Annotated in this window: 19 protein-coding genes and 1 pseudogene; 5 read left to right on the forward strand and 15 right to left on the reverse strand. The window is 72.5% G+C overall.

All coding sequences use genetic code 11. The features are described 5' to 3' along the window. Nucleotides 1–2 precede the first annotated feature (2 nt). The 10 genes and pseudogenes from MED15_RS01085 to MED15_RS01130 form a co-directional block, all read right to left on the reverse strand. The gene (locus MED15_RS01085; protein WP_112589937.1) at nt 3–722 is read right to left on the reverse strand and encodes a RibD family protein; all 720 of its coding nucleotides are present in this window, start codon (nt 720–722) and stop codon (nt 3–5) included. After that, on the reverse strand, nt 719–1,411 hold the full coding sequence (locus tag MED15_RS01090) for a GTP cyclohydrolase II (RefSeq protein ID WP_112589935.1): 693 nt from the start codon (nt 1,409–1,411) through the stop codon (nt 719–721). The genes MED15_RS01085 and MED15_RS01090 overlap by 4 nt, the downstream gene beginning before the upstream one ends. 59 nt (nt 1,412–1,470) lie before the next feature. Then, nucleotides 1,471–2,409 (reverse strand): lysylphosphatidylglycerol synthase transmembrane domain-containing protein, encoded by a 939-nt coding sequence (locus MED15_RS01095; RefSeq protein ID WP_112725072.1) that lies wholly within the window; start codon nt 2,407–2,409, stop codon nt 1,471–1,473. A gap of 66 nt (nt 2,410–2,475) precedes the next feature. Beyond that, on the reverse strand, nt 2,476–3,294 hold the full coding sequence (locus tag MED15_RS01100; RefSeq protein WP_112725071.1) for a small ribosomal subunit Rsm22 family protein: 819 nt from the start codon (nt 3,292–3,294) through the stop codon (nt 2,476–2,478). Continuing rightward, nucleotides 3,291–4,337: a glycosyltransferase family 4 protein gene (locus MED15_RS01105; RefSeq protein WP_112725070.1), complete on the reverse strand. Its 1,047-nt coding sequence runs from the start codon at nt 4,335–4,337 to the stop codon at nt 3,291–3,293. Before MED15_RS01105 ends, MED15_RS01100 begins: the two co-directional genes overlap by 4 nt. Then, nucleotides 4,334–4,732 (reverse strand): 6-pyruvoyl trahydropterin synthase family protein, encoded by a 399-nt coding sequence (locus MED15_RS01110; RefSeq protein ID WP_112700104.1) that lies wholly within the window; start codon nt 4,730–4,732, stop codon nt 4,334–4,336. Before MED15_RS01110 ends, MED15_RS01105 begins: the two co-directional genes overlap by 4 nt. Nucleotides 4,733–4,734: 2 nt before the next feature. Continuing rightward, nucleotides 4,735–5,718: a zinc-dependent alcohol dehydrogenase gene (locus tag MED15_RS01115; protein WP_112589925.1), complete on the reverse strand. Its 984-nt coding sequence runs from the start codon at nt 5,716–5,718 to the stop codon at nt 4,735–4,737. A 1,065-nt stretch (nt 5,719–6,783) separates the two neighbouring features. Further along, nucleotides 6,784–7,449 (reverse strand): annotated as a pseudogene (locus tag MED15_RS34735) (hypothetical protein); the annotation flags it as partial. A 9-nt stretch (nt 7,450–7,458) separates the two neighbouring features. Beyond that, nucleotides 7,459–8,322, reverse strand: a complete 864-nt coding sequence (locus MED15_RS01125) for an alpha/beta hydrolase (RefSeq protein WP_112734590.1) — start codon at nt 8,320–8,322, stop codon at nt 7,459–7,461. Between the two features lie 54 nt (nt 8,323–8,376). Beyond that, complete coding sequence (locus MED15_RS01130; protein WP_112589922.1) at nt 8,377–8,973, reverse strand: helix-turn-helix domain-containing protein; 597 nt, start codon at nt 8,971–8,973, stop codon at nt 8,377–8,379. Nucleotides 8,974–9,051: 78 nt separating this feature from the next. On the opposite strand from MED15_RS01130, the gene MED15_RS01135 reads away from it, so the two are divergent. Further along, nucleotides 9,052–10,626 carry a bifunctional NAD(P)/FAD-dependent oxidoreductase/class I SAM-dependent methyltransferase gene (locus tag MED15_RS01135; protein WP_112725067.1) on the forward strand — a complete coding sequence of 525 codons (1,575 nt, stop codon included), beginning with the start codon at nt 9,052–9,054 and terminating at the stop codon, nt 10,624–10,626. Nucleotides 10,627–10,895: 269 nt separating this feature from the next. Beyond that, nucleotides 10,896–12,608: a coiled-coil domain-containing protein gene (locus MED15_RS01140; RefSeq protein WP_112605869.1), complete on the forward strand. Its 1,713-nt coding sequence runs from the start codon at nt 10,896–10,898 to the stop codon at nt 12,606–12,608. A gap of 88 nt (nt 12,609–12,696) precedes the next feature. Here MED15_RS01140 and MED15_RS01145 read toward each other — a convergent pair whose 3' ends face one another. After that, on the reverse strand, nt 12,697–13,170 hold the full coding sequence (locus MED15_RS01145; protein ID WP_146762990.1) for a hypothetical protein: 474 nt from the start codon (nt 13,168–13,170) through the stop codon (nt 12,697–12,699). A gap of 184 nt (nt 13,171–13,354) precedes the next feature. On the opposite strand from MED15_RS01145, the gene MED15_RS01150 reads away from it, so the two are divergent. Next, on the forward strand, nt 13,355–14,749 hold the full coding sequence (locus MED15_RS01150; protein ID WP_112734919.1) for a dihydrolipoyl dehydrogenase family protein: 1,395 nt from the start codon (nt 13,355–13,357) through the stop codon (nt 14,747–14,749). Between the two features lie 314 nt (nt 14,750–15,063). On the opposite strand, the gene MED15_RS01160 is transcribed toward MED15_RS01150, so the two are convergent. Further along, nucleotides 15,064–15,351, reverse strand: a complete 288-nt coding sequence (locus MED15_RS01160; RefSeq protein WP_112734591.1) for a hypothetical protein — start codon at nt 15,349–15,351, stop codon at nt 15,064–15,066. 218 nt (nt 15,352–15,569) lie between these two features. Between MED15_RS01160 and MED15_RS01165 the strand changes: the two genes are divergently transcribed. Together MED15_RS01165 and MED15_RS01170 are read left to right on the forward strand one after the other, a co-directional pair. Further along, entirely contained in the window at nt 15,570–16,787 is a 1,218-nt protein-coding gene (locus tag MED15_RS01165; RefSeq protein ID WP_112734592.1) for a helix-turn-helix domain-containing protein, read from the forward strand. A 9-nt stretch (nt 16,788–16,796) separates the two neighbouring features. Next, on the forward strand, nt 16,797–17,333 hold the full coding sequence (locus MED15_RS01170) for a GNAT family N-acetyltransferase (protein WP_112734593.1): 537 nt from the start codon (nt 16,797–16,799) through the stop codon (nt 17,331–17,333). A gap of 36 nt (nt 17,334–17,369) precedes the next feature. Here MED15_RS01170 and MED15_RS01175 read toward each other — a convergent pair whose 3' ends face one another. The 3 genes from MED15_RS01175 to MED15_RS34455 are packed head-to-tail and all read right to left on the reverse strand — an operon-like array spanning nt 17,370 to nt 19,997. Further along, complete coding sequence (locus MED15_RS01175) at nt 17,370–18,137, reverse strand: nucleotidyltransferase domain-containing protein (RefSeq protein WP_112734594.1); 768 nt, start codon at nt 18,135–18,137, stop codon at nt 17,370–17,372. Nucleotides 18,138–18,174: 37 nt separating this feature from the next. Further along, entirely contained in the window at nt 18,175–19,515 is a 1,341-nt protein-coding gene (locus MED15_RS01180; protein ID WP_112734595.1) for a hypothetical protein, read from the reverse strand. A 5-nt stretch (nt 19,516–19,520) separates the two neighbouring features. Beyond that, complete coding sequence (locus tag MED15_RS34455) at nt 19,521–19,997, reverse strand: cupredoxin domain-containing protein (RefSeq protein ID WP_112589907.1); 477 nt, start codon at nt 19,995–19,997, stop codon at nt 19,521–19,523. Nucleotides 19,998–20,100 lie beyond the last annotated feature (103 nt).

The raw sequence follows: 20,100 nt of genomic DNA on the forward strand, positions 1-20,100 counted from the left end.
CGTTAGTTGCGGGCGGGGTCGGTGGGGCAGAGGTCGGAGAGCGCGTAGCGCAGCAGGACCACGTCGCCGATCTGGCGGGCCTCGGCCAGGCGGGCGCGGCGACCCGGGTGCCAGGGGAAGCGACCCTCGCCGACGAACCGGGGCGCCCGGCCGTCACCGACGAAGAACGGGGCGACCACCAGGTGCAGTTCGTCGGCGAGACCGGCGGCGAGGAACTGGGCGTGCACCGTCCCGCCGCCCTCCACCATCAGCCGCTGTACGCCCCGGGCGGCGAGGTCGGTCAGCAGCCACCCCGGGTCGACGGGCTCACCCGCGTCGACCACGGTGGCCAGTCGGCCGACCCGCTCCTCGGTCTTCTCCAGCGCGCCGGTGGCGCAGTAGACGAGGCGGGCCGAATCGCCGGCGGTGAAGAAGCGGGCGGTCGGGTCGAGGTCGCCCTGAGCGGTCAGGGTGACCTTGGTGGGCGACGCCGGCCGACCGGCCGCCACCCGCTCGGCCCGGCGGCTCGGGGAGCGCACCAGCAGCCGAGGGTCGTCTCGTCGGACGGTTCCAGCGCCGACCAGGATGGCATCGCAGCTGGCCCGGACCGCGTCGACGCGGTCCAGGTCCTCCTCGTTGGACAGCAGTAACCGCTGCTCGGAGGCGTCGTCGATGTACCCGTCGATGGAGGCGGCACAACTCAGCAGCACGTACGGCCGCGTCGGCCCCGGCCGCCAGCTCATCGGGAGACGGGCCGCTCAGGAGCACGGCCCGCGAGCGCATCCGCCGCCTCGGCCGCCTCGACCTCCGCCGCCTTGGCCGCCTTCGCCGCCAGGTAGTCGGCGTTGGCCGGCGAGAGGAAGACGCTGGTGAGCACCCGTTCGGCCACGTCCACGCCCAGCCGGGTCAACTGCTCGGCCTTGTCCGGGTTGCTGCTCAGCAGTCGGACCCGCGGCACACCCAACGTGGCCAGCATCTGCGCGGCGGCGGTGTAGTCCCGCTCGTCCTCGCCCCGGCCCAACGCGACGTTGGCCTGGTAGGTGTCCAACCCGGCGTCCTGCAACGCGTACGCGTCGAGTTTGGCGTACAGGCCGATGCCACGGCCCTCCTGTCGCAGGTAGAGCAGGAAACCGCCGGTCTCGGCGATCCGCTGCACCGCCTCGCGCAGTTGCGGGCCGCAGTCGCAGCGTTGGCTGCCGAACACGTCGCCGGTCAGGCACTCGCTGTGCGGACGGACCAGCGGGGCCTCTCCCCCGACGGCGAGCCGGTCCAGGGCGCCGGCCCAGTCGCCGAGGCCGAGGGCCAGGTGCTCCCGACCGTCCACCAGGCCCTTGAAGGTGAACACCCGGGCGGTCGTGGTGTAGCCGTCTGGGAACGCCAGCGGCACCGTGACCTGCGTGCGGATCGTGGCAACCGGCAATGCTTCGGGCATGGGACTCCTTCGTCCGGCGCCACCGCCGTCCGGCGACGCGTACCGTCTCACAACCGACTTCAACAGCCGCCGCCGGAGCTCGCTTCCCGGGCGGCGACCGGAATTCGACGCCGACGGACCAGCAGCACGGCGGCGCCGGGCAGGCTGGCCACCAACACCAGTGCACCGTAGACGGTGGCGGTGGCGACACCCTCGGCCGCGCTGAGACCGGCCGCGCCGAACACCCACGCCGCCACCCCCTCACGCGGCCCGAAGCCAGCCACGTTCAACGGTAGGCCCATGGCGAGCAGGGCGAGCAGCGTCAACGGCAGCAGTCGGGACAGCGGGGCGTCCGATCCGGCGGTGCGCGCCGCCACCAGGAAGGTGGCCAGGTGGCCGGCGACCATCACGGCCGAGGCGACCAGCACGCCGAACCAGGTGCGCCGCGCCAGCAGCCCCGACCGTACGTCCGCAACGGCGGTACGCAGTGCCGTCGCCCAGCGCGACCCGCCACCGTTCGGAAGGACCCGCGCCAACAACACGACGACCAGCCCGCCGGCGACGAGGAGCGCGGCGGCCACCGGCAGGTACGGCCGTACCGGGGACGGGAAGGCGGCGAGCACCACCAGCGCGACCCCGACCAGGACCACCTGCCCGGCGGCACGCTCCCAGACCACCGCGCGGATGCCCCGGCTCACGTCACCGGCGTCGCGGCCGTGGCGTACCGCCCGGTGCACGTCGCCGAGCACCCCGCCGGGCAGGGTGGCGTTGAGGAACACGGCCCGGTAGCAGTGCGCCACAGCGGTCGCCAGCGGCAGGCGTACGCCGAGGCCGCCGGCGACCAGGCTCCAGCGCCACGCCGCGCAGACCGTGGTGAGCACCCCGATGACCAGCGCCGCAGCCAACGCTGACGCGTCGATCAGTCGTACTCCGGCGAGGAACGGGCCGCTGCCCACCTGCCACAGCAGGACGGCGAGCAGACCCACCCCGCCGACCACTCGTGCCCAGGCCCAGAACATCGGCGCCGGCCTCCCCTTTGAAGATCGTCCACTTGCCCTAGTGCACGTACCCAGGGCGTGAACGGTTCATCCACCGGCGAGGAGGTCAGTGTGTTCGACCAGCACGGTGAGTCGGCCGGCCGCCGCGTCGGCCAACCGGCGGCGGGCGTACGCCTGGGCGGGCCCGGCCAGGTCCGGGCGCTGCTCGCAGGCGGCCCCGAGCCACCCTCGGAACCATTCGGCGGTCAGGTCGGCCTGCTCCGGGCCCAGACGCCACGGGCTGGGCCGTTCCCGCACGTCGACGCCGCGCCGGGCGAACGCGGCGGCGGTGGCGGCGACGGCATCCGGGCCGAGCAGCCGCCGGCCCTCGACGGTACGCCGCTGGTGGTCGTTGAACGCGGCCTCGACCGCCTCGTCGAGCGGGTCGGCCGGGGTGAACCGGACCCGCCCGGTCACCGAGATGGCGAACAGGGCTGGTCGGCCGACGCAGGCGGCCGCCACCCGTTCGACCTCCTCCGCGGTGAGCATGTCCAGCAGCGCGGACGCGGTGACCAGGGAACCGTCGGCGAGGTCGGCGGCGGTCAGCCGGGTGAGGTCGCCGCAGCGGGTGTGGACGGTGACCGGGGCGCCGTCGGCGGCGGTCACCCCCCTCATGCCCTCGGCGGCCCAGGCCAGCAGGTCGGCGTCCCGGTCGTGCAGCACCCAGTGCTGTGGCCCGGGCAGCCGGGCGGCCAGCCACCGACTCATCGACCCGGTGCCGCTACCCAGGTCGTGGATCACCGTCGGGGCGTCCCCGGTCAACCGGGCACGGACGGCATCCAGCAGGTCCTCGGCGCGCGCCGCCGCGTCGGCCGGCTCACGCAACCGCAGCCAGTCGGCGAACGGCAGGGTCTCCTCGGCGGTCATTCCGCCACCTCCTTCAGCACGCCGGCCAGCAACGCGGTGGTCACCGGCCAGTCGGTCAGGGTGTCGCGCCGGGCGAGAGCGGCACGCCGCAGCCGGGCGCGCAGCGCGTCGTCGTCCAGCCAGCGGATCAGCGCGGCGGCCAGCGCCGCCGGGTCACCGGGTGGAACCAGTAGCCCCGGACGCTCACCGCCGGGCGCGTGACCGAGCGCCTCCGGCAGCCCGCCCACCTCGGTGGTCAACACCGGCAGGCCGCGGGCCAGCGCCTCGGTGACGACCATGCCGTACGTCTCGCCTCTCGACGGCAGCACCAGCAGGTCGGCGGCGGCGTACGCGTCGTCCAACGCCGCGCCGGTCAGCGGGCCGACCAGGCGCACCCGCTCGGTGAGGCCCGCTCCGGTCAACCGGTCGCGCAGCCGGTGCACGAGATCCGGTTCCCGGGCCAGGGTGCCCGCACAGACCATCGTCCAGGACCGGCCGACCAGCGTGGCCAACGCGTCGACCAGCACGTCGTACCCCTTGTGGTGGGTGACCGCCGCGACGCAGAGCAACCGGCCGCCGGACACCGAGCCGGGCGCGGGCGGCGCGGGCCGCACCCCGGGCGGCGCGGCCCGGACCCGGCCGGCGAGGGCCGGGTGGCGGGCCAGCAGGGCACGGCGGGTCCATTCGCTGGTGGTGACGACGGCCCGGGCGGTGGCCAGGGCGCGGGCCTCCGGCTCGTCGTCCAGCGGCAGGTGCACCAGGAGCACCAGGCGCAGCCGACGGGCGTGCGGGGCGAGCAGGTCCGGCACTGCCGAGGCGATCAGGCCGTCGACCAGCACCACGGCGTCGTCGGGCGCGGCGGCGAGCACCCCGCCCAGCGCCGCCCGCTCGGCCGGGTCGGGGTGCGGCCACGCGCCGGGCACCGGATGCTCGTGCACCGACCAGCCGCGCTCGCCCAGCCCCACGCAGATCCGCCGGTCGTAGGAGTTGCCGCCGCTGGGCGTGGCCGGATCGTCGATGTCACCGGGCAGGACGACGTGCACCGCCCGGCCCGCATCGGTCACAACGACCGCTCGTAGCTCGCCCAGGCGATGTGCGACTCGTGCAGGGTGACGGTGATGCCGGTCAGCTCGCGCGCCCCCGCGCCCAGCTCACCGGCGTGCACCCGCTCGACCAGCCGGTCCGCGACCGTACGGGCCAGCACCTCCGTGGTGGTGTTCACCCCGGCGAAGGCCGCCTCGTCGTCGAGGTTGCGGTAGGTCAGCTCGCTCAGCACGGCCCGCAGCTGCTCGGTGGCCAGGCCGATGTCCACCACGATCCCGTCGGCGTCCAGGTCAGGCCGGCGGAACGTCGCGTCCACCACGAACGTCGCGCCGTGCAGCCGTTGGGCGGGCCCGAACACCTCGCCTCGGAAACTGTGGGCGATCATCATGTGGTCCCGAACGGTCACGCTGAACACGGTCACTCTCCGTCTTCGTAGGTGATGAGGTGGCAGAGCGCGGGCAGGTCGCCCGAGGTCAGTCTGGCGAGCACGTCGGGCAGCTCCGCGAAGCGCGACGCGCCGGTGATCAACGCGTCGAAGGCCGGGTCGTCGAGCAGGTCCAGGGCGAGCGCCAGCCGGTCGGCGTAACTGCGCCGTCCCCGTCGAGCGGGTGCCACCATGCCGACCTGGCTGCTGCGCACGCTGAGTCGACCGGAGTGGAACGCGCCGCCCAGTGACACCTGCACCGGGCGGTCGCCGTACCAGCTCAGCTCGATGACTGTGCCCTCCGGGGCGAGCAGGTCCAGCGACTGTTGCAGGCCGGCGGCGGTGGCGCTGGCGTGCACGACCAGGTCCCGGTCACCGCGGGCGTCGGCCGGGTTGGCGAAGTCGACGCCGAGGGCCCCGGCCACGCCAGCCCTGCGCGCGTCGGTGTCGACCAACTCGACGTGCACGCCGGGGAACCGGGCCAGCAGCGCCGCGACGCAGCAGCCCACCATGCCCGCGCCGATCACGGTGACCCGGTCACCGACCAGCGGCGCCGCGTCCCACAGCGCGTTGACGGCGGTCTCCACAGTTCCGGCGAGCACCGCTCGAGCGGCCGGCACCCCCTCCGGCACCGGCACCACCGCACTCACCGGCACGACGTACGCGCTCTGGTGCGGGTGCAGGCAGAACACCGTCCGCCCGAGCAGCTCCGGCGGGCCCTGCTCGACCACGCCGACGCTGAGGTAGCCGTACTTCACCGGGCCGGGGAACTCGCCCTCCTGAAACGGCGCGCGCATCGAGGCGTACTGGTCGGCGGGCACCCGGCCGGCGAACACCAGCGTCTCGGTGCCCCGGCTGACCCCGGAGTAGCGGGCCCGGACCAGCACCTCGTCGGGGCCCGGGGCGCTCAGCGACACCGGCTGGATCTCGGCCACGCCGGGTTCGCGCACCCAGCAGGCGTACGCCTCGCGGATCACCGTCGCGCACCTCAGCTCTGCTCCGGGCCGAACCGATCGGCCATGTCGGATCCCCGGTCGGGGGTTGTCGATCATAAACACGGAAGGTCGGCGCGCACAGTTCGAAGCCCGCCGGCAGGGACCGCCATTCGGGTCCGGCGCTCACGGCACGTCACCCGACGACCACGACGGTCGACGTCACTGATTCGGCAGTGGCGCGACCACCTCGGTCAGCCGCCAGGCCCTGCTCGCGACGTCGTAGACCATCCTGCGGTCGACCTGCTTCGGGACCGACTGGCCGAGCCGCCACGATTCGGACGTGGCGTGCAGATTGACAGTCACCAAGCCCGGCGTCGCGACGCCCAACTCGCCGATCCAATGCCGGCTCTCCTCGATCAGCCTCCGCACGGTCTCGACGTCGGGCGCCGTCACCTCCACCATCGTGGTGTCGACAAGCGCCGAGCCGACCAGCAAGGCCAGGAGCCGGCCGAGGACCGCCGCGGGTACCGCGCCGTCCGTCGTTTCGACAGCCACGTAGCAGTCGTCGTGCCCGGAGAACAGCAGGCGTGAGCCTGCCAGCGCGGGGAGGACCGGCTCGTCGTACGTGGCCGTTCCGATGACCACGATCATCTCGTCGACCCGTGCGGCGGAAGGCGTACCGGGCACGTCGACAAGTGTCAGCTCGTAGGGGTACCAGCCGGCCAGGAACCGGGGCAGCTGCTCACGGCGGATCACCAGGGCCTCTTCGCTGAGGCCGACGACCCCGGCCGCCAGCGCACCGACCTGGTGCACCTCGAAGCTGACGCCCTGCTCCGCCGCGATCCGCGACGGCCGCCACTGCTGATACTCCTCATCCAGGAAGCTGTTGGTCTCCAGGCCGACAACCATGATGGTGTCGTTACCGGCGAGCATGAGCACGTCGGCCAGCTCGGCGGCCTGCGCCGCGGTCGCGGTCACCATCCAGGAGCCGCCTGTCTCGCGAACGCTGAAGCTCAACGGGAAGGGCGCGCGGTCCAGTCCCACGCTGTTCGTGGAGAACGCGCCATGGGGTCCGACCTCTACCGTCGCGGCACCGTCCCCGGCGATCGGGTAGCCGATCTCGGTGAGGTCCACCCGCAGGTCGGCGACGGTGAGCTGCGGGTTCAGAGCCCTTGTGACGGTGTCGGTGAGCGGTCGATGGGCGACGATGTGCTCGACTGCCGCCCGGTCCACAGTCATCTCGTAGTAGCCGACGGCGAACTCGACGAAGCGGTCGACGATGTCGTCGAACAGGATGTCGAGCAGCCCGGACCCGTCCGGGCCGTTGTCGTCGTACGGCCCGCTCGGTGGTGGGAAGGCGATGCCGTTCCCGGCGTGCCAGCGATCGTCCCCCGCCAGCCGCCACAGCACCGTCGTCGCGACGAGTTGCCCGTCCTCGTCGCAGAAGGCGGGTTCCGTCACCTGTGGAAGCAGCGCCTCCGGTACACCGTCGACCAGGCCCGGCCACAGCTCGTGGTCCGGATGACAGTACGGCGACATCGCCGACTCATGATCGAAGAGTCGGATGAAGGCGCCGTCGGCGGTGAACACGATGGCCCACTCGTCGCCGCTGCCGTTGCTCATCGACGCCGCCTCGTCCGGGCCCCAGTTCGAGGTGTAGGCGTAGTAGGGATCCCCGCCGTCGATGATGCGCTCGAGCACGGCCAACGCCTTGCAGCGCTGCCGCAGCCGGTCGATGTCAGGAAGTTTGACGGCGACGTCGTAGGCGGTCACCGGGTCACCCTAGTGAGGCGGCAGCACCCCGGTGTCGGGGGCGAGGACCCGGGTGAAGAACGTCAGGGTGTCGCGGATCAGCGGCTCCAGCGGCACTCCGGCGAAACAGTGGTCGGCCCCCTGCACCACCGACAGTTCGACCTCGGCACCCGCCACGGTCAACGCTGCGGCGAGTTCTTCGCTCTGCCCCACCGGTACGACCAGGTCCTGGTCGCCGTGCACCAGCAGCATGGGTGGGGCCTGGTCGGTCACGTAGGTGATCGGACTGGCCGCCCGGCCCAGCCCCGGGTTCTCGGCCAACGGGGCGCCGATCAGCAGTGACTCGGGCGAGTCCGCCGCGTCGTGGTCGATCGTTCCGGACGGGTGTGCCTGCGACTGCATGGTCAACAGGTTCGACGGCGCGTACCAGCAGACCGCCGCCCGGACGCCGCTGTCGTCCTGGTCGTCCCCGGTCAGCGCGAGCATCGAGGCCAGGTGCCCACCGGCCGACTCACCCCACACCCCGATCCGCTCGCGGTCCACGCCCACCGTGTCGCCGTGTCGGCGCAGCCAGCGCACCGCCGCCTTGACGTCGTCGAGTTGAGCCGGGAAGTGCGCCTCGCCGCTGAGCCGGTACTGCGCGGAGGCGACAGCGAATCCGGCGCGGATGGCGGCGGCGAAGGGATCGACTTCCATGAGCCAGTCCGCCGGGTGCTTGGGCGAGCCGAACAACCATGCGCCACCGTGGATCCACACCAGGACCGGGGCTGGTGTGGCGGCCCCGACCGGCACGGCAAGGTCCAACGTCAGCGGGCGGAAGCCCGGGACCTCGTTGACGACGATGTCGCGGTGCTCGACCCGGTCGGTCCAACCTCGGGATGCCGCATCGATCATCAGGCCATCTTCGCACCGACGACCCCGCCGTACCCGCCATGGAAGCCGAGTTGATCACTGCTGCTTGTCGGGCGTGGCGGGGCGGGCGCGGACGTGCAACCGCTCCCCCTGCGGCCCGAAGAGGCTGAGGGCTTCCGCGGTGCCGGGGCCGGGGTTGAAGAAGAGGTGCGGAATGCGGGTGTCGAACTCGGCCACCTCCCCCGGGGTCAGCGTCAGATCACGGTCACCGAGGAGCAGGCGTAGCCGGCCGGAGAGCACGTAGAGCCACTCGTACCCCTCGTGGGCCTGCGGGATTCGGCCCCCGGCGGACGGGTCCGGCGGGAAGATCTGCTTGAACGCCTGGACACCGCCCGGTCGGCGGGTCAGCGGCAGGTACGTCACGCCGTGGATGACGATTGGTTTGGGGCGTACCCGGGGGTCGCCGGTGGCGGGGGCGTCGACCAGTTCGTCCAGCGCCACCTGGTAGGCCCGCGCCAGCGGGAGCAGTAACTCCAGGGTGGGGCGACGGCTACCGGACTCCAGCCGGGACAGGGTGCTCACCGAGATGCCGGTCAGGTCGGCGAGCTGGGTCAGCGTGGTCCCGCGTTGGTGACGCAGGGCACGCAGCCGGGGGCCGACGGCCGCCAGCGCGGCGCTGTCCTCGTTTGCCATAACGGCAAGGATAGTTGCCACCTTGCCGACGGCGACGGATGGTGGGCGCAGCCGACAGAGCAAGAGGGAGATATAGCGGTGGACGAGACATATGACGTGGTGGTGGTGGGTGGCGGTGCCGCAGGGCTCAGCGGGGCCCTGGCGCTGAGCCGGGCCCGACGGTCGGTGCTGGTGATCGACTCCGGTGAGCCCCGCAACGCGCCGGCCGACCGGATACACAACTACCTCGGCCGGGAGGGGACGCCGCCGGGCGAGTTGCTCGCGATCGGCCGGGCGGAGGTCGCCGGGTACGGCGGGCAGTTCCGCACCGGGCGGGTGGAGGCCGCGGCCCGGGACGACGACGGGTTCCGGCTGAGCCTCGACGGCGGGGAATCGGTGCGGGCCCGCCGGCTGCTGGTGACGACCGGTCTGACCGACGAGCTGCCCGACGTGCCCGGCCTGGCCCAGCGGTGGGGTCGCGACGTGCTGCACTGCCCGTACTGCCACGGGTGGGAGGTTCGGGACCGCCGGATCGGCGTCCTGGCGACCAGCCCGCTGAGCGTGCACCAGGCCGAAATGTGGCGACAGTGGAGCCCGAGCGTACTGCTCCTGCTGCACGACTCCCCGGCGCCGGACGCGGAGACCGCCGAGCGGCTCGCCGCCCGCAGCATCGCTGTGGTGCCCGGCCCGGTCGCCGCGGTGGAGGTGACCGACGACGCGCTGACCGGCGTACGGCTCGCCGACGGCCGGGTGGTGGCGCTCGACGCGATCGTGGTGGCGACGCGGCTGACTCCCCGCGCCGACGTGCTGGTGGGGTTGGGTCTGGCCCCGGAGGAGGTGACGATGGGTGAGCACGTCATCGGTGCCCAGATCCCGACCGACGCCACCGGCGCGACGACCGTCAGTGGTGTCTGGGTGGCGGGCAACGTGGCCGACATCCGCAGTCAGGTGATCACGTCCGCCGCGGCCGGCCTGAACGCGGCGGCGGCGATCAGCGCCGATCTCATCGCCGAGGAGACCCGCGACGCGGTGTCCGCGTACCGGCAGTTGGTGGCCACGACGTTCGAGGAGCCGGCGTGGGAGGAGCGCTACCAGTCCCGACCCTCGGTCTGGAGTGGCCGGCCGAACCCGCAGCTGGTCGCCGAGGTCACCGACCTGGCCCCGGGGCGCGCCCTGGACGTGGGCAGCGGCGAGGGCGCCGACGCGGTGTGGTTGGCCGAGCGCGGCTGGCAGGTGACGGCGGTGGACATCTCCACCACGGCGTTGAGCCGGGCCGCCGCGCACGCCGAGGCCGCCGGAGTGGGTGATCGGATCGAGTTCACCCACGTCGACCTACGGGACAAGCCGCCCACCGAGGAGGCGTACGACCTGGTGTCCGCGCAGTTCATGCACCTGCCGCCAGCGGAGCGGCGGGAGTTGTTCGGCCGGCTGGCCGCGGCGGTGGCACCCGGTGGCGTCCTGCTGATCGTCGGGCACCACCCGTCCGATCTGTGGGGGTTGGCGCACCGGATGCACATGCCGGACGCGATGTACACCGCGCAGGACGTGGCCGCCGATCTGGAGCCGGCCCACTGGGAGGTGCTGGCGGCGGAGGAACGTTCCCGCCTCGCCACCAACCAGAACGGCGAGGACATCACCCTCCACGACGCGGTCCTGGTGGCCCGCCGACGCTGACCTCGCGCGACCACGTCGCGCTACGGATCCCATGTTGACCTGCGTCGATCATGGAGTGGTGCTGGATGACAAAGGTGGTGGAGCATCACCTTTCCGGCACCACGACTCCATGATCGGCGCGGGATCGGGGCAACGCGGGACGGCAACGTGAGAGGTGGTGGGGCAGGACTTCGCATGAGGTCCGCTCGGCGGTAGCGTTGCGCCACACTGACGGCCCGCGGGGCAGGCGACCGCCGACCCTGACGCCCCGATCGTACGGAGGATGGTGCATGTCCATCGGCGCTGAGCCGCACGCAGCACGCGACGATGCGGCCTCCCGGCCGAGCTTCGAGCTCGCCCTGCGCGGATACGACAAACGCCAGGTGGACCGGCACCTGGAGCAGCTCGACGGCCAGATCGCGATGCTGAGCGGGGAGCACGGGCGCTCCGCCGTCCGCGTCCGTGAACTGACCGCCGAGGTGCAGCGGCTGCGCGCCGAACTGGCCGAGCTTCAGGAGCAACCCGTGCAGGTGGACCGCGCTTCGTTCCATGACCTGGGCCCGATGGTCGGCGAGATCATGGCGCTCGCCGAGAAGCAGGCCGGCATCATCACCGAGTCGGCCACCGACCGGGCCAACGAGCTGCGTAGCGAGTCCGAGCGGATCCTCGCCGACACCCGTGAGCGGGCCGCGCAGGCACGTCAGGATCTGGCCGAGGAGCTGGCCGCCCGGCGGGCCGAGCAGGAGCAGGCGCACGAGGAACGGCGCACCCTGGCCGAGGCCGAATTGACAGCGATCCGCGAGCACGCCGAGCAGTTGCGGGCCGACGGTGAGGCCGCGCACGAGCGCGCCCAGCACGAGGCCAAGCGGATCACCGAGCAGAGCGCGCAGCAGCTCAACCAGACCCGGGTCGCCGCCGACGCGCTGATGAAGTCGGCCCGTACCCAGATCCAGCAGGAACTCCAGTCGGCCCGCTCCAAGCACCAGCAGGAGATGGCCCAGTGGCAGGCCAACGTGGAGCGAGAGGTCAACGAACGGCGTACCGCCGCCGAGCAGGACATCGCCGAACAGCAGGCCGCCGCCGAGCAGGAGCTGGCCGAGGAGCGCAGCGCGACCGAGCAGCAGATCGCCGCGCTGCTGGCCGAGGCGCAGCAGCACGTGACCGAGCTGCGCAACCGCGCCGACGAGCAGGCCGCCAGCCACCAGCAGCAGCTCGCCGCCCTGCAGAAGGAGCTTGAGGAACGCCGGCAGGAGGCCGCCGAGCTGAACGCCGAGCTGAACACCGGCCGCCAGCAGCTCGCCGAGATCCGCCAGGAGGGCGAGACGCTGGAGAACGAGCTGTCCAGGATGCAGCAGCGACTCAGTGAGGTCCGTCGGGACCTGACCGCCGAAAGTGCCCGGTTGGACGAGGCCCGGCGGGCCGGGGACTCCGCCGAGCGGCACGCCAAGGAGGTCCGCGCCCGCGTACAGCGGGAGGCGAAGCGGGTGGCCGACCTCGCCGCCGCCGCGGTCATGGCCGCGGCAGCCGGCGGTACGGAGACCGCTGAGTACCCGATGGTCGGTTCCCGCTCCAACGCCGACCGGCCCGCCCCGGAGCGGGTGGGCGTCGAGCGGCTCAACGTCGACCGCGTCGGGGGCGACCGGCACCCCGCGGAGCGACCCACAGTGGACGACGCGGACGCCGATCGTGCCACCACCGACCGCGCCCCGCTCAACGCCGCACCTGCCGACCGGAGCCCGGTCGAGAACGGCTACGCCGACCTGACCCCTGTGGAACAGGCCAATGGCGACCGGGCCCCGGCGGAGCAGGCGAACGACGAGCATGCGGACGTACCGGCGGTGGCGGACGAGTCGACGACGTCCGAACGTACGGCGGCCCGGGAGGTCAGCGTCGACGACGCCGAGCGGACCTTCCCTCGGCACATCGGCACGGACGCACCGACGCCCGTACCGTTCCTGGCCTTCGGGCAGCCGGTCAGCGAGAACGGCGCCGCCCGGCACTGACCTCAGCCGCGGTTGCACCCGGGCCCGGAGCCGATCCGCACGGGCCCGGGCCGATCGCCGGCCGGTCGTCGGTCGATGACCAGGCCACTCAAGAGGGCGACTGAGCTGACCGATCGAGGTACCTCCGCAGCTCGGCGACCTCCTCCTCGGTGAGGACGGGCGCGAAGTCCAGGTGCTCGCTGGGATGGACGGCTGTGCCGGAGCCGGCCACCGTGACGAACCAGGCGCCCTCGTGGCCGAACCAGTGCGCCTGTCCGGCCATACCGACGTCGACGGCGTCGTCCGGCGCGGTGGACTCACCTGCCGAGACGATTCGCACCAACTGCCCGTCGCGCCCATACGGCGGCTGAGGGATCACCACGTCCAGGTGATCCTCGGCGATTCGGTCCGTCGGCACACCGAACAGGCGGGCCGCGCCCTCGCGTGCCACAGTGCCCACCTCCCTCAGGCTGCCGGTGACGCCGACCAGCACCTCCCCCTCGGGTCCTTCGACCAGCACTGCGTACGAGCGATCAGGCTCATGGCGGACCCGTGCACGGAACCGCAGCGGGAGTTCAGGCATCCAACAATGATCCCTCACCGGGCTCGCCACGGCGGCACGGCGATCTACTTCTCATGAACCGATCAAGGCGCGGGCGATTCTGCGTGGAACCGGGTCGCCGTAGCCGGTTGAGCTGGCAGGCTGGGCTGGCCGCCGCGCACCAGCGGTGGCCGCCGGCCCGGCCGGTGACCGAGAGGAGCGACCGGTGACCGACCAACCGGAGGAGTTCGACCTGCTCGTCGTCGGTGGCGGCAAGGCCGGCAAAACGTTGAGCATGGACGTCGCCCGATCCGGTCAGCGGGTCGCCATGGTCGAGCGCGGCATGATCGGCGGCAGCTGCATCAACGTCGCGTGCATCCCGACGAAGGCGCTGGTGACCAGCGCGCGGGCCGCCCGCCAGCTGCGGGACGCGTCGGCGCTCGGCCTGACGGTGGAGGGCGGTCGGGTCGACATCGACCTGTTGCGCGCGCACAAGCAGGACGTGGTCGAGGGGATGGTCGCCGCCAACCGGCAGCAGTTCCTCGACTCCGGTCTGCACCTGGTGATCGGCGAGGCCCAGTTCGTCGGCCCACGAACCGTACGGGTGGCACTCGCCGACGGCGGCGAGCGACTGCTGCGCGGCAGCGACGTGGTGATAAACACGGGCACCCGCCCCCATCTGCCGTCGGTGCCCGGGATGACCGAGGCCGGGGTGCTCACCAGCGACGAGTTGCTGCACCTGGACCGGCTGCCGGCCCGGCTGGTGGTGCTCGGCGGCGGCACCGTCGGGGTGGAGTTCGCGCAGATGTTCGCGCTGTTCGGCAGCGCGGTGACGGTGGTCGAGGGTGGTCCACGGCTGCTCACCCGCGAGGACCCCGACATCAGCGACGCGGTGATGCGCGTCTTCCTCGATGATGGCATCGACGTACGGGTGGGTGTCGCGGTCGCGCGGGTCGACCGGGAGGCCGACGGCTCGCTGCGGGTGACGCTGGACGACGGCAGCGCGGTGATCGGGGACGACGTGCTGGTGGCGGCCGGCCGGGAACCGGTCACCGACGGGCTCGGCCTGGACGTGGCCGGCGTGCGGCTCAGCGAGCGGGGCTTCGTGGAGGTCGACGAACACCTGCGCACCAGCGCCGAGCGCACCTGGGCGGCCGGGGACGTCGCCGGCAGCCCGCAGTTCACCCACGTCTCGTTGGACGACTACCGGATCATCCGGGCGAACCTCGCCGGAGGCCAGCGCAGCACCGCCGACCGGTTGATCCCGTACACCGTCTTCACCACCCCCGAGCTGGCGCGAGTCGGGCTGACCGAGACCGAGGCGCGCCGCGCCGGGTACGACATCCAGGTCGCCCACCTGCCGGTCGCCGCCATCCCCCGCGCACGCACCCTGCGCCAGACTCAGGGCATGTGGAAGGCGGTCATCGACACCAGCACCGACCGGGTTCTCGGTGCGTCGTTGCTCGGCGCCGAGGCCGGTGAGGTGATCACCTCGGTGCAGCTGGCCATGCTCGCCGGGATGCCGTGGACCGCACTGCGGGACGCGGTCATCACCCACCCGACCATGACCGAGGGTCTCAACCTGCTCTTCGCCTCGCTGGAATCCCGCCCGGTCCGCTGAGCGCCGCGAGGCCCGCCGACCCCAGGCCACGAAGCGGTCGTACAACTCGCGCGGGCTGGGTCCGTCGTAGGGGTTGAGGTAGTGAAGATCCTGGGTGGCCTCATAGAACATGCCTGCCAGGTAGATGGTCAATCCCGACGGGTTGTCATCGAACTCCGCCCTGAGCAGCAGCTTTGCGTTGTGGCAGGGCCACTGCTGGCCGTCCACCCGGCAACGCCACACCGGGCGCAGCGGGGTGTGGCTCTCGCCGTCGTGCACCGGGTGGGCCGTGAGTCCGTGCCGCTCCGTGTCGACCTCCAGGGGCTGATCCGCGCTCACCGCTGGCCGGCCAGGTTCAGGCGGATCGCCGAGGCGAGCACCTGGTGCTCAAAGCAGGACCCGGTGCCGCAGTCCGGAGGGTCCTGGCGGCGGCACACGTGCCCTCTCACCCACACCCAGCCGCTGGTCGCCCCCTGAGAGATGGCCACGACGATCACCACCTCGTCCCGTCGGGCGGGCACGGTGGGCTCGCACAGCCACTCCCCGGCCAGGAGGAGCAGTTTGGTTCCGGCGGGGACCTCCACGTCGACATCCACGGCCGGCGCTCTCCTGATCCAGTTCATGACATCCACCCCAAGGCTTGTGCGTGATGGCCGACAAGAGCGGTATTCCGGTCGGCCACCACAACCAGCGGCTACGACTGACCACGCCATCCGGCAGCGATCCGCCGCGCCTATTCGCCGCCCGAGATCGACCGACATGGGTAGCGTGGCCGCTACGCTGCGGGGTGTGACAGCCGTGAGCAGTGGGCCCACACGAGAGCCCACAGGCCGGGGGTGAGATGGACGGTTTCGGGGACACACTCAGACTGCACCGCAAAGCCGCCGGCTGGTCGCTGCGGAAGTTCGCCGAGCTGACGGCGTACGACTTCGGCTACCTCGGGCAGATCGAACGCGGCGACCGCCCCACCAACCCAGCGGTGGTGGCCGCCTACGACCGCGCGTTGTCGGCTGGTGGTGCATTGGAGACGGCGTACGGGAGCAAGCAGGCAGGCGACAAGGATGTGCGCAGACGGTCGGTACTCCAGGCAATGGGCGCGCTCGCTGCGGTGCCCGCAGTGGATCGGCTGGCGGGATGGGAGGCCCTGCGGCATGGGCTCGGCGCCGCCGTCGATGTCGACTTCGATGAGTGGACCGAGATAGTCGCGGACTACGGACGTGGCTACTACCGCCAACCGCACGACCAACTCATGGCCCAACTCGGGCGGGACCTGGCCGTGTTGCAGCACCAGATCGCCGCCGCCCACGAGCATCATCGTCCATTGCTGCTACGCGCCGCTGGCCGCCTGTCGGTCATCGTGGCGCTCAGCCTGAACGCGTGCGGGCAGACCGTGCTGGCTGGCAGGTGGCGGGCCAGCGCGAAGCGCATCGCCGACGAATCCGGCGATGCAGACACGCGGGTGCTCAGCCGGGCGTGGGACGTGGTGAACGGCTGCTACGACGGTCGGGCACCCACCACGGTGATAGCGCTGGCCGACCAGGTGCTGCCGCTGTCCGACTGTACGCCTTCGGCGGCGACGTGCGGGCTGCTCGCGGGCCGGGCGCAGGCACTATCGCTCGGCGGCCGGCACGCCGAGGCGGTGGCCTGCGTGCGCGCCCTCGCCGACCAGATGGAGGAGCTGCCCGCCACCGTGACCGCCGACGTGGAGTCGCTGTGGGGATGGCCAGAGCACCGGCTACGGCACACCGAGTCGTGGGTGTATGCCCACGCCGGTGACCAGCACGCTTCCGAGGCCGCACAGCAGCGCGCCCTGGAGCTGTACCCGCCGTCGCAGCAGCGGCTACGAACGCAGGTGCAGCTGCACCAGGCGGCGGCATTGTGCCGCAGCGGGCACATCCCCGACGGGTTACGCCTCGCCGCAGACCTGCTCGACCAGCTACCCGCCGAACAGCACAACGAACTCGTACGGGCGGTAGCCCGGCAGGTTGCCGCCGCCGTTCCCGACGCCGAGCGACACCGACCGGTTTACGGCGAGTTGGTAGACCGGGTACGCGTCTAGCATCCGGGCATGGGCTTGATCTACACCACCAGCCACGGCCGGGACGCGGCCCGCTTCTTCGGACCGCTGGTCGACTTGTACGAGTGCGTGTACGCCGAGCCGCCGTACGAGGAAGGCCCCGACCAGGTGGCCCGCTTCCGCGACCGCCTGCCCGGGGAGACCGACCGATCCGGTTTCACCCTCGTCACCGTCGCCGTGGACTCGTCGCTGGTCGGTGCCGCTTATGGGTGGACCATGGCGGCCGGCGAATGGTGGTCCCGGGCCGACACCGACCCGCCGGCCGAGATCCGTGCGGCGGCGAAACTGGCCGTGATGGAGTGGATCGTCCACCCGCACCGCCGCGGCGAGGGCGTCGGCGCGAAGCTGATGCGCCGGCTGCTCGCCGACCGCTCGGAGCTGTACGCCACTCTCGCCTCGGACCCCCGCTCCCGGGCACGGAAGGTCTACGCGCGCAACGGATGGCGGCAGGTCGGCACATCAGTCCTGCCCTGGGGTCCGCCCATGGACCTCCTCGTCCTCGACCTTGGCCCAAAGCCGGTCCGCTGAGCGCCGCGAGGCCCGGCCGGCAACCGCACAACGGGGCTATCCGGCGATCTCGTCGCGTACCCGTTGTTGGAAGGCGCGGGCCTGCGCCCCGGTGGGCGGCGGCCCACCGTGGCGTGCGGCGACCGCCAGACGGATCACCTCGGCCCGGTCGCCGGCATCGATCAGCCGCTGACCGGCGGCCACCTTCGCCAACCAGACGCCGTCGCGGTGGCGCACCAGTGACCGGCAGGCGCCGAGCACGGCGTCCTCGGTGCCGGGCGCGGGCTGATCGTCCGGCGGTGTGGGTAGGGCGAGCCACCAGGACAGCGCCTCGATGAGCAGCCGGCGCAGGTCGGCCGGGGTGAGGTCGGCGAAGGCCTCCCCCGCCGGCGGCCCGAGCAGTGGGAGTCCACTCTGGTGCAGGATGCTGCGATCGAGGCCGTACCAGAATCGGCCGTCGGCGGCCGGGCGCTCGGCGGGGTCGAGGGTGCGCCGGAACGGCATGCCGGCCCCGGTGTTCAGTTCGACCTCGAAGCCGGGCTCCGGGGTGCCGGAGGCGGCCACCGCCCGGTCGTAGACGACCAACTCCAGTCCGCGCGCGGGGCAGGGCAGCGCCTCGTGCCGCAGCCGGGCGACCAACGTCCGCTTGGCGGCCTCGGTGAGCGGTCCGGCGCTGAGCAGCGCCACGTCCACGTCGCTGCGACCGGGCTGGTACGCCCCGAGCCCCACCGAACCGGCCGCGTACGCGCCGACCAGTTCGGTGCCGAGCACGTCGCGGGCGGTGCTGACGAGGTCATCGAGGTAGCGCTGAAGATCGGAGTGCACGGGCCATCATGACGCACGGGTCGGCACCCGGGCGGGGCTACCCCGCGTAGAGCAGCAGCAGACCGGCGACGGTGTAGGCGACCATCAGTGCCAGCAGGGGTAGTTGGCCGGCCACCGCCCGGGCCCGGGGAAACAGGTACAGGGCGCGGTCGTGGGCCAGCAGCGTGCCGAGCAGGTGCCCGAGGATGATGACGGTGATCTGGAGGGTCGCCACCCCGGAGGGCGTGATCAGCGCGGTCTGCGGTTCCCAGTCGGCGGTGCCGAGCCAGTTGGCGCCGGTGCCCAGGGGGTCGGAGAGCAACGCGACGGTGCGCTGGCCCTCCAGGATCAGCAGCGAGTAGTAGTGCGCGACCACGTACCCCACCGCGATCGGCACGATGGAGTGGGCGATCTCGCCCGGCACCCCCCGGGCGCCGGCCGCGTCGGCGCGACCGATGCGCGCCGCGGCACCGGTGGCGGCAAGGTAGGCCACCGCGACGGCGGCGATGACGAGGCTCAGGCCGGCGCTGCCGGTGACCGCCGGGTGCAGGCCGTTCTCCTGGCTGAAACGCAACCAGCCTGGCGCGTTGGAGAGGCTGTCGTACATGGTCGAGCCGAGCAGCACGATCACCACGGCGACCACCCCGGGGCGGGGTCGCAGGCCGGCGATCCCGTCGAGCGGGTTGCGCCAGACCAGGACGCCGTCGGCGGCCCGGCCGAGCGGGGCGAGCTGACCGATCACTGTGCTGTACGCCTCGAACGGGTCGGCGTGGTCGAACCAGCCGGCGCCGAACAGCACCGCGCCGGCCAGCAGGACCACCGCGTGCCCGGCCAGCCAGGCGGTGATGACCGGCAGGGTGGCCCGGTCGGGGGCGACCAGTTCCAGCCAGACGAACCCGAACAGGGTGGCGGCGGCCAGCCACCAACCGACGCTGTCCGGCAGCTCACGAAGCCCACGGTTCGGGTCGCGCCGCGCCGCCAGCGCCGCGAGCAGGTGCACCGTACGCAGCGGGTTGACCGCCCGCCAGATCGGGCCGAGCAGCAGCGACAGCGGGGCCAGCCCGACCCAGAGCAGCACGTAGAGCGCGCCGGCGGTCGGGTTGTCCGCGGTGTCCGGCCCGCCCAGCAGGCCGAGGCAGAACCAGGCGGTGGCGAGCAGGCCGAGCCCGCGCAGCGCCCACCGGAACGCGGGCGCGTCGACGAGTCGGGCGAGCCACCGCGGCACCGGGCGACCGCCGGTGGCGTCCCGGTCGAGCCGGGGTTCGCGCCAGAGCAGGCCCAGTGCCACGAACGTGACGACGAGGGTCAGCGCTGCGGCGACGACAAGCTGCGGCAGTGTGATCGGCAGGTCCTGGCGGCCGCCGACGCCGTGTGCCAGCAGCGTGGGAGCGGCCGACATGTCGTTCAGCGGACGACGAGCTGGAAGAGCACCAGCTCGGACTCGTGCGTCTCCACCTCGAACAGCCCGGTCTTGTCGGCGCGGAACTCCACCGAGCCGGGCGTGCCGGCCGGCAGCCGGGCGCCCAGGTCGTAGCCGTGCACGTGCAGTTCGTCGGCCACGTCGGAGGTGACGGTGATCCGGACCAGCTGGCCCTTACTGACGGTGACCCGTCCGGTCGGCGGATCGACCCGCTTCTTCACGATCGTGACGGTGATCTGTTGGTCCACCGCGGTGGTGCTGGCGGAGGCGCTGGGCGTGCTGGTGGCCGTCGGGGTCGGCGCGGTGGGGGTGGCGCTCGACGGGGCCGCGGACGTCGGCGCCGTCGAGGGGGTGGCCACGGAGGGGTCGTCGTCCTGCCCGCAACCGGCGAGGAGCAGGGCGGCGAGAGCGGCGGCGGCGAGGGCGGCGACGGTTCGGGCGGCGGGGGTACGGACGAACACGGGCGGACTCCGAACGACGCGAGGGGGACGGGTGTCGGGTTGATCGTCGGGGAGGAGAACTCTACGTCTTGTTCGGTGCCGGGGAAATGACCATGATGAACGA

The sequence above is a fragment of the Micromonospora noduli genome (assembly GCF_003264475.1).
In the GTDB taxonomy this organism is placed as follows: Bacteria; Actinomycetota; Actinomycetes; order Mycobacteriales; family Micromonosporaceae; genus Micromonospora; species Micromonospora noduli.